General features: G+C 63.8%; 1 protein-coding gene (cut by a window edge). It reads left to right on the top strand.

The window, feature by feature from the left end; genetic code table 11:
- Window positions 1-16,873 carry the 5' portion of an Ig-like domain-containing protein gene (locus AAGT95_RS11050; protein WP_342593812.1) on the top strand. The gene runs 13,745 nt beyond the window's last position, so 16,873 of the gene's 30,618 nt are visible here — the first part of the coding sequence; its start codon is at window positions 1-3; its stop codon lies beyond the right edge, outside the window.

The raw sequence follows: 16,873 nt of genomic DNA on the forward strand, positions 1-16,873 counted from the left end.
ATGGCTGCTCTCGTCGTTATCGTTCGAGTCGATGGCAATGTCTTTTTGATGGACCCCCAAAAGCCCCTGGTGCAGGGGATGGCGGTTCCGGAAGGCGCCACCCTCTTCTCCCCGGATGGCGGCCGACTCATCCTTGCCGACGGTACCGTGCTGCCATTGAGCGCAGGGCAGCCGTTGACTCTACAGATCATCGAAGGCATCGCCACGGTCGCTGTGGCGGATCCGGCCGCGGCGGATCCAGAGGTAGCGGCACTTCAAGCGGCCATCGCTTCAGGGCAGGACCCTACGGCCATTCAGGAAGCCCCGGCGGCCGGTGCCGGAGAAGGCGGCGGAACGATTGCAGGCGGCGGTGGTTACTCCGCGCCTTTCGATATCGCCCGGACCGGACGTGAAGCGTCCAGCACCTATCGTTATGCGGCAACGCAGGCTGACCCCGAACGGGTAACGGTGACGCCTGCCAGCTTCAACCCCGAGGCCAACACAACGACGGGCGATGGCGCGGCGGGCGGCGGCGGCACGTTGCCCCCGGTCGTCAGTGTCAGCCTCGATGCCATCGCCATCGATGACATCGTCAATCGCGCGGAGTCGGAGCAGAACATCACGCTCAGCGGCAAAGGCGGTGGCGATGCCGTTGCTGGCGACCAGGTGACGATCACCATCGGTGGCATTGCCTATAGCACGGTGCTGAACGAGGATCTCAGCTTTGCGGTCGTCGTTCCGGGCAGCGTGTTGGCGCAATTCCCCTCGGCTACAGCGACGTTGACGCATGTCGGTGACGGTAGCGTGGTCACCGCGACCTCGACCCGGCCCTACAGTGTCGACCTCGATGCGCCTGCGCCGACCGTGCAGTTGGACACCATCGCCGGCGATGACGTGATCAACGCTGCCGAGTCCGGGGAGTCCATTACCTTGACGGGACGCGCTGGCGGCGATGCCGTTGCGGGCGATACCGTCACGATCGCGATCGGTGGCCAGCAGTACCAGGTGTCTGTCGCCGACGATTTGACCTTCAGCGTCGTCGTGCCGGGCGGGCTCCTGGCGGCTGCGGCAGGCGCGACGGTGACGGCGGTGATCAGCCACACCGACGCGGCCGGCAACACTGGCATTGCCACCACGACGCACGCCTATGGCGTCGACACCGTGCCACCGACGCTCGGTATCATCCTGGACACCATCGCTGGCGACAATGTCGTCAATGCCGCCGAAGCCGGCCAACCGATTCCGGTGACCGGCAAGGTCAGCGGCGATTACGCCGTCGGCGACCGCGTGACGCTGACCGTGGGCAACCAGACCTACAGCGGTAGCGTCAAGGCCGACGGCACGTTCAGCATCACTGTGCCCGGCAGTCAACTGGCCCAGAACGGTTCGATCCAGGCCGTGGTCAGCCACACCGATGCTGCCGGCAACACCGGCACCGCCAATACTGCCGGCAGCTATGCCGTCGATACCACTGCGCCAGTGGTCACGATCAGCCTGAACGCCGTTGCCAGCGACGACGTGATCAATGCCGCCGAGGCGCGGCAGAATGTCACTCTGAGCGGCAGGGCCGGCGGCGATGCGGTTAGCGGCGACACGGTGACGATCGAGATAGGCGGCCAGACCTATACCACGACAGTGGGTGCCAACGGCATCTTCAGCCTCTCTGTCCCGGGGGCGGTGCTGGCCAACGCCGGCACCGATCGGATCAATGCCACGGTCAGCCACACCGACGGGGCCGGTAATACCGGCACCGCCACGACCACCCACGCTTATGGTGTCGACACCACGCCGCCAACTGCGATTGCCGATACTGGCTCGACCCAGCAGGAGCAGGCGCTGAACATCGATGCGGCACACGGTGTTCTAGCCGACGATTCTGACCTGGGTAGCGACAGGTCGACGCTGCATGTCGTTGCCATCGATGGCAACGCGGAGGGCGTTGGGAGATCTGTCGCCGGTTCCAACGGCGGAACGTTCATCGTGCAATCCGACGGCAGTTATCGATTCCTGCCGGGAGATACCTACGACTCACTCGCAGCGGGCGAAAAAACCACTTCCCAGATCAGTTACACCGTCAGTGATGGCCACGGCAATGTTTCAGTGGCCACATTGACGGTGACGATCGTCGGTACGAACGATGTGGCTATCATCAGCGGTCCCGCTGTTGGCAGCGTCGTGGAAGATAGTGGCGTTAGCGGTGGAAAACTCGCGACGACAGGCTTGCTCTCGGTGGCAGACGTCGATACCGGGCAGTCGAGTTTCAATCCGGGTAGCGCGATCTTCACGGGCGCCAGTGGCGCAACTGACGGCGTGACTTCCTCGCTGGGCTCGCTTTCCATCACAGCTGATGGCCGTTGGACCTTCAATGTCGATAACAGCAAGGTTCAATACCTTGGTGAAGGCCAGGTTAGGACCGAAACCTTTACGGTGAAATCGGCTGATGGCTCTGCGAGTCAGACCATCACTATCAACATCATCGGCACCAACGACGCCCCAGTGGCCCGCGCCGATACCGGCAGCACGGGTGAGAACGCCACTCTTACCGTTAATGCCGCCCAGGGTGTGCTGACCAACGACAGTGATGTCGATGGCGGCACGTTGAGCGTCAGTGCAGTCAATGGCGTGGCAGGTAGCGTGGGGCAGTCTATCGCCGGCTCCAACGGTGGCACCTTCACGCTGAACGCGGATGGTTCCTATAGCTTCAACCCAGGTACGGCGTTCGATCGTCTGGCCGCGGGTCAGACTGACAGGACTCAGATCAGCTACACCGTCAGTGACGGCCAGGGCGGCACTGCCACCTCGACGCTCACCGTGACAGTCACAGGCACCAACGATCTGCCGGTGGCCAAGGCCGATATCCAGACCACCAGTGAAAACCAAGTATTCGAAGGCACTGTCCCGGCGGCCACCGATGTGGATGGCACCGTCGAGAGCTATCAGCTCGCGAACGGCGTGGGTCAGGGCAATGGCTCGCTGAGCTTCAATAGCGACGGCAGCTACACCTTCAACCCGGGTACCGCCTTCGACGGTCTGGCCGCCGGTCAGAGCCGTGACGTCACCTTCAGCTACACCGCCACGGACAATAACGGTGGGGTGAGCGCACCGCAGACGGTGACCATCACTGTCACCGGCACCAACGATGCGCCGGTTGCTCGCGCCGACACCGGCAGCACGGGTGAGAACGCCACCCTCAACGTCGCCGCCGCCCAGGGCGTGCTGGCCAACGACAGCGATGTCGATGGCGGCACCCTGAGCGTCAGTGCGGTCAATGGCGTGGCAGGTAGCGTGGGGCAGTCTATCGCCGGCTCCAACGGTGGCACCTTCACGCTGAACGCGGATGGTTCCTATAGCTTCAACCCAGGTACGGCGTTCGATCGCCTGGCCGCGGGTCAGACCGACAAGACCCAGATCAGCTACACCGTCAGCGATGGTCAGGGCGGCACTGCCACCTCGACGCTCACCGTGACAGTCACCGGCACCAACGATGCCCCGATGGTCCGCGCCGATACCGGCAGCACCGGTGAAAATGCCACCCTCAACGTCGCCGCCGCCCAAGGCGTACTGGCCAACGACAGCGATGTCGACGGCGGTACGCTGAGCGTCAGTGCGGTTAATGGCGTGGCAGGCAGCGTGGGCACGGCCATCGCCGGCTCCAACGGTGGCACCTTCACGCTAAACGCGGATGGTTCCTATAGCTTCAATCCGGGCACGGCGTTCGATCGCCTGGCCGCGGGCCAGACCGATACCACCCAGATCAGCTACACCGTCAGCGACGGCCAAGGCGGCACTGCCACCTCGACGCTCACCGTGACAGTGACCGGCACCAACGACGCGCCGGTTGCTCGCGCCGATACCGGCAGCACGGGTGAGAACGCCACCCTCAACGTGGCAGCAGCTCAGGGCGTACTGGCCAACGACAGCGATGTCGACGGCGGCACGCTGAGCGTCAGCGCGGTCAATGGCAACGATGTCAACGTCGGTCAGGCCATCGCCGGCTCCAACGGTGGCACCTTCACGCTGAACGCGGATGGCAGCTACAGCTTCAATCCGGGCACGGCGTTCGATCGTCTGGCCGCGGGTCAGACCGACAAGACACAGATCAGCTACACCGTCAGCGACGGTCAGGGTGGCACTTCTACCTCGACGCTGACCGTGACAGTCACCGGCACCAACGATGCGCCGGTTGCTCGCGCCGACACCGACAGCACGGGTGAGAACGCCACCCTCAACGTCGCCGCCGCCCAGGGCGTACTGGCCAACGACAGCGATGTCGATGGCGGCACGCTGAGCGTCAGTGCGGTCAATGGCGTGGCAGGTAGCGTGGGGCAGTCGATCGCCGGCTCCAACGGTGGCACCTTCACGCTGAACGCGGATGGTTCCTATAGCTTCAACCCAGGTACGGCGTTCGATCGCCTGGCCGCGGGTCAGACCGACAAGACGCAGATCAGCTACACCGTCAGTGACGGCCAGGGCGGCACCGCCACCTCGACGCTCACCGTGACAGTCACCGGCACCAACGATGTGCCGGTGGCCAAAGCGGACACGCCGACGACGGGTGAGAATCAGGTACTCGAAGGCAATGTTCCGGCAGCGACCGATGTGGATGGCACGGTCGAGAGCTATCAGCTCGCGACTGACGTCGGCCAGGGCAACGGCTCGCTGAGCTTCAACAGCGACGGCAGCTACACCTTCAACCCGGGCGCCGACTTCGACGGTCTGGCCGCAGGCCAGAACCGTGACGTCACCTTCAGCTACACCGCCACCGACAACAATGGCGGCGTCAGCGCCCCGCAGACGGTAACCATCACCGTCACCGGCACCAACGATCTGCCGGTGGCCAAGGCGGACACCCAGGCCACCGGTGAGAACCAGGTACTCGAAGGCAATGTACCGGCAGCGACCGACGTCGACGGCACCGTCGAGAGCTATCAGCTCGCGACTGACGTTGGCCAGGGCAACGGCTCGCTGAGCTTCAACAGCGACGGCAGCTACACCTTCAACCCGGGTGCCGACTTCGACGCACTGGCCGCTGGCCAGAGCCGTGACGTCACCTTTAGCTACACCGCGACCGACAACAACGGCGGTGTCAGTGCGCCGCAGACGGTGACCATTACTGTCACCGGCACCAACGATGCCCCGGTGGCCCGCGCCGATACCGGCAGCGCGGGTGAGAACGCCACTCTCAACGTGGCCGCCGCGCAAGGCGTGCTGGCCAACGACAGCGATGTCGATGGCGGGACGCTGAGCGTCAGTGCGGTCAACGGCTTGGCAGGTAGCGTGGGGCAGTCGATCGCCGGCTCCAACGGCGGTACCTTCACCCTCAATGCCGACGGTAGCTACAGCTTCAACCCAGGCACGGCGTTCGATCGCCTGGCCGCGGGTCAGCAGGACACCACCCAGATCAGTTACACCGTCAGCGATGGTCAGGGCGGCACCGCCACCTCGACGCTCACCGTGACAGTCACCGGCACCAACGATGTGCCGGTGGCCAAGGCCGATACCCAGACGACGGGCGAGAACCAGGTATTCGAAGGCAGTGTCCCGCCGGCAACTGACGTCGATGGCACCGTCGAGAGCTATCAGCTCGCCACGGATGTGGGCCAGGGCAACGGCTCGCTGAGGTTCAACAGCGATGGCAGCTACACCTTCAACCCGGGCACGGACTTTGATGGTCTGGCTACTGGCCAGAGTCGCGATGTCACCTTTAGCTACACCGCCACTGACAACAATGGCGGCGTCAGTGCCCCGCAGACGGTGACGATCACCGTCACCGGCACCAATGACGTGCCGGTGGCCAAGGCGGATACTCAGACCACTGGCGAGAACCAGGTGCTCGAAGGTAGCGTGCCAGCGGCGACTGACGTCGATGGCACGGTCGAGAGTTATCAACTGGTGCAGAACGTCGGTGATGGCAATGGCAGCCTCAGCTTCAACAGCGATGGCTCTTACACCTTCAACCCGGGTGCGGACTTCGATGGTCTGGCCGCGGGTGAACGCCGTAACGTCACCTTCAGCTACACCGCCACCGACAACAACGGCGGGGTGAGTGCGCCGCAGACGGTGACGATTACGGTTACCGGCACCAACGACGCGCCGGTAGCTCAGGCGGCCACGGCCACGACGGAGGAAAATACCGTCCTGACCAGCCAGGTTCCGGCGGCGACCGATGTCGATGGCACCGTCGAGAGCTATCAGCTTGCGACCGGCGTTGGCCAGGGTAATGGGTCGCTGAGCTTCAATAGCGACGGCAGCTACAGCTTTAATCCGGGCACGGACTTCGACGGTCTGGCCGCGGGTGAAAGCCGTAACGTCACCTTCAGCTACACCGCCACCGATAATAACGGCGGCGTCAGTGCCCCGCAGACGGTGACCATCACCGTCACCGGCACCAACGATCTGCCGGTGGCCAAGGCGGATACCCAGACCACCGGTGAGAACGCCGCCCTGAACGCTCAGGTGCCGGCGGCTACCGATGTGGATGGCACCGTCGAGAGCTATCAGCTCGCGACTGACGTCGGCCAGGGCAATGGCTCGCTGAGCTTCAATAGCGACGGCAGCTATAGCTTCAACCCAGGTACTGACTTCGACGGTCTGGCCGCGGGCGAGAGCCGCAACGTCACCTTCAGCTACACCGCCACGGATAATAATGGCGGTGTCAGTGAACCGCAGACGGTCACTATCACGGTGACTGGCACCAACGACGCGCCGGTGGCCAGGGCCGATACCCAGACCACTGGTGAAAACGCCGCCCTGAACGCTCAGGTGCCGGCAGCGACCGATGTCGATGGCACGGTGGAAAGCTATCAACTGGTGCAGAACGTCGGTGATGGCAATGGTGCACTGAGCTTCAATAGCGACGGCAGCTACACCTTCAACCCGGGTGCGGACTTCGACGGCTTGGCCGCTGGCCAGAGTCGCAACGTCACCTTTACCTACACCGCCACCGACAACAACGGCGGTGTCAGCGCCCCGCAGACGGTGACCATCACCGTCACTGGCACCAATGATGCCCCGGTGGCCAAGGCCGATACCCAGACCACTGGTGAAAACGCCGCCCTGAACGCTCAGGTGCCGGCGGCTACCGATGTGGATGGCACCGTCGAGAGCTACCAACTGGTCAACGGTGTTGGTAACAACAACGGTTCACTGAGCTTCAATAGCGACGGCAGCTACACCTTCAACCTGGGTGCGGACTTCGACGGTCTGGCCGCGGGCCAGAGTCGCGACGTCACCTTTACCTACACCGCCACCGACAACAACGGCGGCGTCAGTGCCCCGCAGACGGTGACCATCACCGTCACCGGCACCAACGATCTGCCGGTGGCCAAGGCCGATACCCAGACCACTGGTGAAAACGCCACCCTGAACGCTCAGGTCTCGGCGGCGACTGATGTGGATGGCACCGTCGAGAGCTATCAGCTTGCGACTGACGTGGGCCAGGGCAACGGCTCGCTGAGCTTCAATAGCGACGGCAGCTACACCTTCAATCCGGGGTCGGACTTCGACGGCTTGGCCGCTGGCCAGAGTCGCAACGTCACCTTTACCTACACCGCCACCGACAACAACGGCGGTGTCAGCGCCCCGCAGACGGTGACCATCACCGTCACTGGCACCAACGATGCGCCGGTCGCGGTTGCCGATACCGGCAGCACCGGTGAGAACGCTACCCTCAACGTCGCCGCCGCCCAGGGCGTGCTGGCCAACGACAGCGATGTCGACGGCGGTACGCTGAGCGTCAGTGCGGTGAATGGTCTAGCGGGCGGCGTGGGGCAGTCGACTGCCGGCTCCAACGGCGGCACCTTCACGTTGAACGCCGATGGCTCCTACAGCTTCAACCCGGGCACGGCATTTGATCGTCTGGCCGCGGGTCAGCAGGACACCACTCAGATCAGCTATACCGTCAGCGACAGCCAGGGCGGCAGCGATACTGCCATCCTGACGGTCACCGTTACCGGCACCAATGACGTGCCGGTAGCCAAGGCCGATACCCAGACCACTGGCGAGAACCAGGTGCTCGAAGGTAGCGTGCCGTCGGCCATCGATGTGGATGGCACGGTCGAGAGTTATCAACTGGTGCAGAACGTCGGTGATGGCAATGGCGCGCTGAGCTTCAATAGCGACGGCAGCTACACCTTCAACCCGGGCACGGACTTCGACAGTCTGCCGGCGGGTGAAAGCCGTGATGTCACCTTCAGCTACACCGCTACGGATAATAATGGCGGGGTGAGTGCACCGCAGACGGTGACCATCACCGTCACCGGCACCAACGATGCGCCGGTGGCCAAAGCGGATACCCAGGCCACGGGTGAGAACGCCACGCTGACTAGCCAGGTTCCGGCGGCCACCGATGTGGATGGCACCGTCGAGAGCTATCAGCTCGCCACGGATTTGGGTCAGGGCAATGGCAGCCTCAGCTTCAATAGCGACGGCAGCTACACCTTCAACCCAGGTGCCGACTTCGACGGTCTGGCCGTCGGCCAGAGCCGCGACGTCATCTTCAGCTACACCGCGACCGACAACGACGGTGGGGTGAGCACACCGCAGACGGTGACCATCACCGTCACTGGCACCAACGATCTGCCGGTCGCCAAGGCCGATACCCAGACCACCGGTGAAAACGCCACTCTGAACGCTCAGGTGCCGGCGGCGACCGATGTCGATGGCACGGTCGAGAGTTATCAGCTCGAGAACGGCGTGGGCCAGGGCAACGGCTCGCTGAGCTTCAATAGCGACGGCAGCTACAGCTTCAATCCGGGCACGGACTTCGACAGTCTGGCTGCTGGTCAGAGGCGCGACGTCACCTTCAGCTATACCGCCACCGATAATAATGGCGGCGTCAGTGCCCCGCAGACGGTGACCATCACCGTCACCGGTACCAATGATGCGCCGGTCGCCAAGGCCGACACCCAGACCACCGGTGAGAACCAGGTGCTCGAAGGTAGCGTGCCGGCAGCCACCGATGTGGATGGCACCGTCGAGAGCTACCAACTGGTCAACGGTGTTGGTAACAACAACGGTTCACTGAGCTTCAATAGCGACGGCAGCTACACCTTCAACCCGGGCGCCGACTTCGACGGCCTGGCCGCTGGCCAGAGTCGGGACGTCACCTTTAGCTACACCGCGACCGACAACAATGGCGGCGTCAGTGCGCCGCAGACGGTAACCATCACCGTCACCGGCACCAACGATGCGCCGGTTGCTCGCGCCGACACCGGCAGCACTGGTGAGAACGCGACGCTCAACGTCGCCGCCGCCCAGGGCGTGCTGGCCAACGACAGCGATGTCGATGGCGGCACGTTGAGCGTCAGTGCAGTCAATGGCGTGGCAGGTAGCGTGGGGCAGTCGGTCGCTGGCTCCAACGGCGGTACTTTTACCCTCAACGCCGATGGCAGCTACAGCTTCAACCCAGGCACGGCGTTCGATCGTCTGGCCGCGGGTCAGCAGGACACCACCCAGATCAGCTACACCGTCAGCGACGGTCAGGGTGGCACCGCCACCTCGACGCTCACCGTGACAGTCACCGGGACCAACGATGTGCCGGTGGCCAAAGCGGACACGCCGACGACGGGCGAGAATCAGGTACTCGAAGGCAATGTTCCGGCAGCGACCGATGTGGATGGCACGGTCGAGAGCTATCAGCTCGCGACCGGCGTGGGTCAGGGCAATGGCTCGCTGAGCTTCAATAGCGACGGTTCCTACACCTTCAGCCCGGGCACGGATTTCGACGGTTTGGCTGCTGGCCAGAGTCGTGACGTCACCTTCACTTACACCGCGACCGATAATAACGGCGGCGTCAGCGCCCCGCAGACGGTAACCATCACCGTCACCGGCACCAACGATGCGCCGGTGGCCAAAGCGGATACGCAGACCACTGGTGAAAACGCCGCCCTGAACGCTCAGGTGCCGGCGGCGACCGATGTCGATGGCACGGTCGAGAGTTATCAACTGGTGCAGAACGTCGGTGATGGTAATGGCGCGCTGAGCTTCAATAGCGACGGTAGCTACACCTTCACCCCGGGGGCCGACTTCGACGCACTGGCTGCTGGTCAGAGTCGTGACGTCACCTTTACCTACACCGCCACGGACAACAATGGCGGCGTCAGTGCCCCGCAGACGGTAACCATCACCGTCACCGGCACCAACGATCTGCCGGTGGCCAAGGCCGACACCCAGACCACCGGTGAGAATCAGGTACTCGAAGGCAATGTTCCGGCAGCGACTGATGTCGATGGCACGGTCGAGAGCTATCAGCTCGCGACCGGGGTGGGCCAGGGCAATGGCAGCCTCAGCTTCAATAGCGACGGCAGCTACACCTTTAACCCGGGTGCGGACTTCGATGGTCTGGCCGCCGGCCAGAGCCGCGACGTCACCTTCACTTACACCGCGACCGATAATAACGGCGGCGTCAGCGCCCCGCAGACGGTGACGATTACGGTTACCGGCACCAACGACGCGCCGGTAGCTCAGGCGGCCACGGCCACGACGGAGGAAAATACCGTCCTGACCAGCCAGGTACCGGCAGCGACTGACGTCGATGGCACCGTCGAGAGCTATCAGCTTGCGACCGGCGTGGGCCAGGGCAACGGCAGCCTCAGCTTCAATAGCGACGGCAGCTATAGTTTCAACCCGGGTGCGGACTTCGACGGTCTGGCCGCGGGCCAGAGTCGCGATGTCACCTTTACCTACACCGCCACCGATAATAACGGCGGCGTGAGCGCACCGCAGACGGTCACTATCACCGTCACTGGCACCAACGATGTGCCGGTCGCTCAGGCGGCCACGGCCACGACGGAGGAAAATACCGTCCTGACCAGCCAGGTACCGGCAGCCACCGATGTGGATGGCACGGTCGAAAGCTATCAACTGGTGCAGAACGTCGGTGATGGCAATGGTGCACTGAGCTTCAATAGCGATGGCACCTACACCTTCACCCCGGGTGCCGACTTCGATGGTCTGGCTGCGGGCCAGAGTCGTGACGTCACCTTTAGCTACACCGCGACCGACAACAATGGCGGCGTGAGTGCCCCGCAAACGGTGACCATCACCGTCACCGGCACCAATGACGCACCGGTCGCCAAGGCCGACACCCAGACCACCGGTGAGAACCAGGTACTCGAAGGTAGCGTGCCGGCAGCGACCGATGTCGACGGCACCGTCGAGAGCTATCAGCTCGCGACCGGCTTGGGTCAGGGTAATGGCTCGCTGAGCTTCAATAGCGACGGCAGCTACACCTTCAACCCGGGTGCCGACTTCGACGGTCTGGCCGCCGGCCAGAGCCGCGACGTCACCTTCACTTATACCGCCACCGACAACAACGGTGGGGTGAGTACACCGCAGACGGTGACGATCACTGTCACTGGTACTAACGACGTACCGGTCGCTCAGGCGGCCACGGCCACGACGGAGGAAAATACCGTCCTGACCAGCCAGGTTCCGGCAGCCACCGATGTCGACGGCACCGTCGAGAGCTATCAGCTCGCGACTGGCGTGGGTCAGGGCAACGGTAGCCTCAGCTTCAATAGCGACGGCAGCTACACCTTCAACCCGGGTGCCGGCTTCGATGGTCTGGCCGCGGGCCAGAGCCGTGACGTCACCTTCACTTACACCGCCACCGATAATAACGGCGGCGTCAGCGCCCCGCAGACGGTAACCATCACCGTCACCGGCACCAATGACCTGCCGGTGGCCAAGGCGGATACCCAGACCACCGGTGAGAACCAGGTGCTCGAAGGTAGCGTGCCGTCAGCCATCGATGTGGATGGCACGGTCGAGAGCTATCAGCTCGCGACCGGCGTGGGCCAGGGCAACGGCAGCCTCAGCTTCAATAGCGACGGCAGCTACACCTTCAACCCGGGTACCGACTTCGACGCACTGGCCGCTGGCCAGAGCCGTGATGTGACCTTCAGCTACACCGCCACCGACAATAACGGCGGCGTCAGCGCCCCGCAGACGGTAACCATCACCGTCACAGGCACCAACGATGCGCCGGTGGCCAAGGCCGATACCGAAACGACGGGTGAGAATGCCACGCTGACTAGCCAGGTTCCGGCGGCTACCGATGTGGATGGCACCGTCGAGAGCTATCAGCTTGCGACCGGCGTTGGCCAGGGTAATGGGTCGCTGAGCTTCAATAGCGACGGCAGCTACAGCTTTAATCCGGGCACGGACTTCGACGGCTTGGCCGCTGGCCAGAGTCGTGACGTCACTTTCAGTTATACCGCCACCGACAACAACGGCGGCGTCAGCGCCCCGCAGACGGTAACCATCACCGTCACCGGCACCAACGACGTGCCGATTGCTCGCGCCGATACCGGCAGCACCGGTGAGAACGCCACCCTCAACGTGGCAGCAGCTCAGGGCGTGCTGGCCAACGACAGCGATGTCGACGGCGGCACGTTGAGCGTCAGTGCGGTGAACGGTGTGGCAGGCAGCGTGGGGCAGGCGATCACCGGCTCCAACGGCGGTACCTTCACCCTCAACGCCGATGGCAGCTACAGCTTTAACCCGGGCACGGCGTTCGATCGCCTGGCTGCTGGGCAGACTGACAAGACGCAGATCAGCTACACCGTCAGCGATGGTCAGGGCGGCACTGCCACCTCGACGCTCACCGTGACAGTCACCGGCACCAACGATGCCCCGATGGTCCGCGCCGATACCGGCAGCACCGGTGAGAACGCCACCCTCAACGTGGCCGCCGCGCAAGGCGTGCTGGCCAACGACAGCGATGTCGACGGCGGCACGCTGAGCGTCAGTGCGGTGAATGGTCTAGCGGGCGGCGTGGGGCAGTCGATTGCCGGCTCCAACGGAGGCACCTTCACGCTGAACGCGGATGGTTCCTATAGTTTCAACCCGGGCACAGCGTTCGACCGCCTGGCTGCAGGGCAGACCGACAAGACGCAGATCAGCTACACCGTCAGTGACGGCCAGGGCGGCACCGCCACCTCGACGCTCACCGTGACAGTCACCGGGACCAACGATGTGCCGGTGGCCAAAGCGGACACGCCGACGACGGGCGAGAATCAGGTACTCGAAGGCAATGTTCCGGCAGCGACCGATGTGGATGGCACGGTCGAGAGCTATCAGCTCGCGACCGGCGTGGGTCAGGGCAATGGCTCGCTGAGCTTCAATAGCGACGGTTCCTACACCTTCAACCCGGGCACGGATTTCGACGGTTTGGCTGCTGGCCAGAGTCGTGACGTCACCTTCACTTACACCGCGACCGATAATAACGGCGGCGTCAGCGCCCCGCAGACGGTAACCATCACCGTCACCGGCACCAACGATGCGCCGGTGGCCAAAGCGGATACCCAGGCCACGGGTGAGAACGCCACGCTGACTAGCCAGGTTCCGGCGGCTACCGACGTCGACGGCACGGTCGAGAGCTATCAGCTCGCCACGGATTTGGGCCAGGGCAACGGCTCGCTGAACTTTAACAGCGACGGCAGCTACACCTTCAACCCGGGTGCGGACTTCGACGCACTGGCCGCTGGCCAGAGTCGCGACGTCACCTTCACCTATATCGCCACGGATAATAATGGCGGGGTGAGTGCACCGCAGACGGTCACTATCACGGTGACCGGCACCAACGACGCGCCGGTGGCCAAGGCGGATACCCAGACCACCGGTGAGAACGCCACGCTGACTAGCCAGGTTCCGGCGGCTACCGACGTCGACGGCACCGTCGAGAGCTACCAACTGGTCAACGGTGTTGGTAACAACAACGGCTCGCTGAGCTTCAATAGCGACGGTTCCTACACCTTCAATCCGGGTGCGGACTTCGACGGTCTGGCCGCTGGCCAGAGTCGTGATGTCACCTTCACCTATACCGCCACCGACAACAACGGCGGTGTCAGTGCGCCGCAGACGGTAACCATCACCGTCACCGGCACCAACGATGCGCCTGTAGCTGTAGCCGACACCGGCAGCACGGGTGAGAACGCGACGCTCAACGTCGCCGCCGCTCAAGGTGTGCTGGCCAATGATAGCGACGTCGATGGCGGCACGCTGAGCGTCAGCGCGGTCAATGGCAACGACGCCAACGTCGGTCAGGCCATCGCCGGTTCCAACGGCGGTACCTTCACGCTGAACGCGAATGGCTCCTACAGCTTCAATCCGGGTACGGCATTCGATCGCCTGGCCGCAGGGCAGACCGACAAGACCCAGATCAGCTACACCGTCAGCGACGGCCAGGGCGGCACCGCTACCTCGACACTGACCGTGACGGTGACCGGTACCAACGATGCGCCGGTAGCCCGCGCCGATATCGACAGCACCGGTGAGAACGCCACCCTCAACGTCGCCGCCTCTCAGGGCGTGCTGGCCAACGACAGCGATGTCGACGGCGGCACCCTGAGCGTCAGCGCGGTGAACGGCAACGATGCCAACGTCGGTCAGGCCATCGCCGGCTCCAACGGCGGCACCTTCACGTTGAACGCCGATGGCAGCTACAGCTTCAACCCGGGCACGGCGTTCGATCGCCTGGCCGCGGGGCAGACCGACAAGACGCAGATCAGCTACACCGTCAGCGACGGTCAGGGTGGCACCGCCACCTCGACACTGACCGTGACGGTGACCGGTACTAACGATGTGCCGGTGGCCCGCGCCGATACCGGCAGCACCGGTGAGAACGCCACCCTCAACGTCGCCGCCGCTCAAGGTGTGCTGGCCAACGACAGCGATGTCGATGGCGGTACCCTGAGCGTCAGTGCGGTCAATGGCGTGGCAGGTAGCGTGGGGCAGTCGATTGCCGGCTCCAACGGCGGTACCTTCACCCTCAACGCGGATGGCTCCTACAGCTTCAACCCGGGCTCCGCGTTCGATCGCCTGGCCGCGGGGCAGACCGACAAGACCCAGATCAGCTACACCGTCAGCGACGGTCAGGGTGGCACGTCTACCTCGACACTGACCGTGACGGTGACCGGCACCAATGATGCCCCGGTAGCGGTTGCCGATACCGGCAGTACCGGTGAGAACACCACGCTCACCGTCGGTGCGGCCCAGGGCGTGCTGGCCAATGACAGCGATGTCGACGGCGGCACGTTGAGCGTCAGTGCGGTCAATGGCGTGGCAGGTAGCGTGGGGCAGTCCATTGCCGGCTCCAACGGTGGCACCTTCACGCTGAACGCGGATGGCAGCTACAGCTTTAACCCAGGCACGGCGTTCGACCGTCTGGCTGCAGGGCAGCAGGACACCACCCAAGTCAGCTATACCGTCAGCGACGGTCAAGGCGGCACCGCCACCTCGACACTGAACGTCACGGTGACCGGCACCAATGATGTGCCGGTGGCAGTCGCCGATACCGGCAGCACGGGTGAAAACGCCACCCTCAATGTCGGTGCTGCCCAAGGCGTACTGGCCAACGACAGCGATGTCGACGGTGGCACCCTGAGTGTCAGCGCGGTGAACGGCACCGATGCCAATGTAGGCACCGCGATCGCCGGCTCCAACGGCGGCACCTTCACGCTGAACGCAGATGGCAGCTACAGCTTCAACCCGGGCACGGCGTTCGATCGCCTGGCCGCGGGTCAGCAGGACACCACTCAGATCAGCTATACCGTCAGCGACAGCCAGGGCGGCAGCGATACTGCCATCCTGACGGTCATCGTTACCGGCACCAATGACATGCCGGTAGCCAAGGCCGATACCCAGACCACCGGTGAGAACCAAGTGCTCGAAGGTAGCGTGCCGGCGGCCACCGATGTCGATGGCACCGTCGAGAGCTATCAGCTCGCCACGGATGTGGGCCAGGGCAATGGCTCGCTGAGCTTCAATAGCGACGGCAGCTACAGCTTCAATCCGGGCACAGACTTCGACAGTCTGCCGGCGGGTGAAAGCCGCAACGTTACCTTCACCTATACCGCCACGGACAATAATGGCGGGGTGAGTGCGCCGCAGACGGTGACGATCACCGTCACCGGCACCAATGACGTGCCGGTGGCCAAGGCGGATACCCAGACCACCGGTGAGAACCAAGTGCTCGAAGGTAGCGTGCCGGCGGCCACCGATGTCGATGGCACCGTCGAGAGCTATCAGCTTGCGACCGATGTGGGCCAGGGCAACGGCAGCCTCAGCTTCAATAGCGACGGCAGCTACAGCTTCAACCCGCTTACCGACTTCGACGCACTGGCCGCTGGCCAGAGTCGCGACGTCACCTTCACCTACACCGCCACGGATAATAACGGCGGCGTCAGCGCCCCGCAGACGGTAACCATCACCGTCACCGGCACCAACGACGTACCGGTGGCCAAAGCCGACACTCAGACCACTGGTGAAAATGCCACGCTGACTAGCCAAGTGCCGGCGGCTACCGACGTCGATGGCACGGTCGAGAGCTATCAGCTTGCGACTGACGTCGGCCAGGGCAACGGCTCGCTGAGCTTCAACAGCGACGGCAGCTACACCTTCAACCCGGGTACCGACTTCGACGCACTGGCCGCTGGCCAGAGCCGCGACGTCACCTTCACTTATACCGCCACTGACAACAACGGCGGGGTGAGTGCACCGCAGACGGTGACTATCACCGTCACTGGCACCAATGATGCGCCGGTGGCCAAGGCCGATACCGAAACGACGGGTGAAAACGCCACCCTGAACGCTCAGGTGCCGGCAGCGACCGATGTGGATGGCACCGTCGAGAGCTATCAGCTCGCCACGGATGTGGGCCAGGGCAATGGCTCGCTGAGCTTCAATAGCGACGGCAGCTACACCTTCAACCCGGGTACCGACTTCGACGGTCTGGCCGCAGGCCAGAGTCGTGACGTCACCTTCACTTATACGGCGACTGATAACGACGGCGGGGTGAGCGCACCGAAGACGGTGACCATCACCGTCACCGGTACCAATGATGTGCCGGTGGCAGTCGCCGATACCGGCAACACCGGTGAGAACACCACGC

It is taken from the genome of Salinicola lusitanus (assembly GCF_038648475.1).
In the GTDB taxonomy this organism is placed as follows: domain Bacteria; phylum Pseudomonadota; class Gammaproteobacteria; order Pseudomonadales; family Halomonadaceae; genus Salinicola; species Salinicola lusitanus.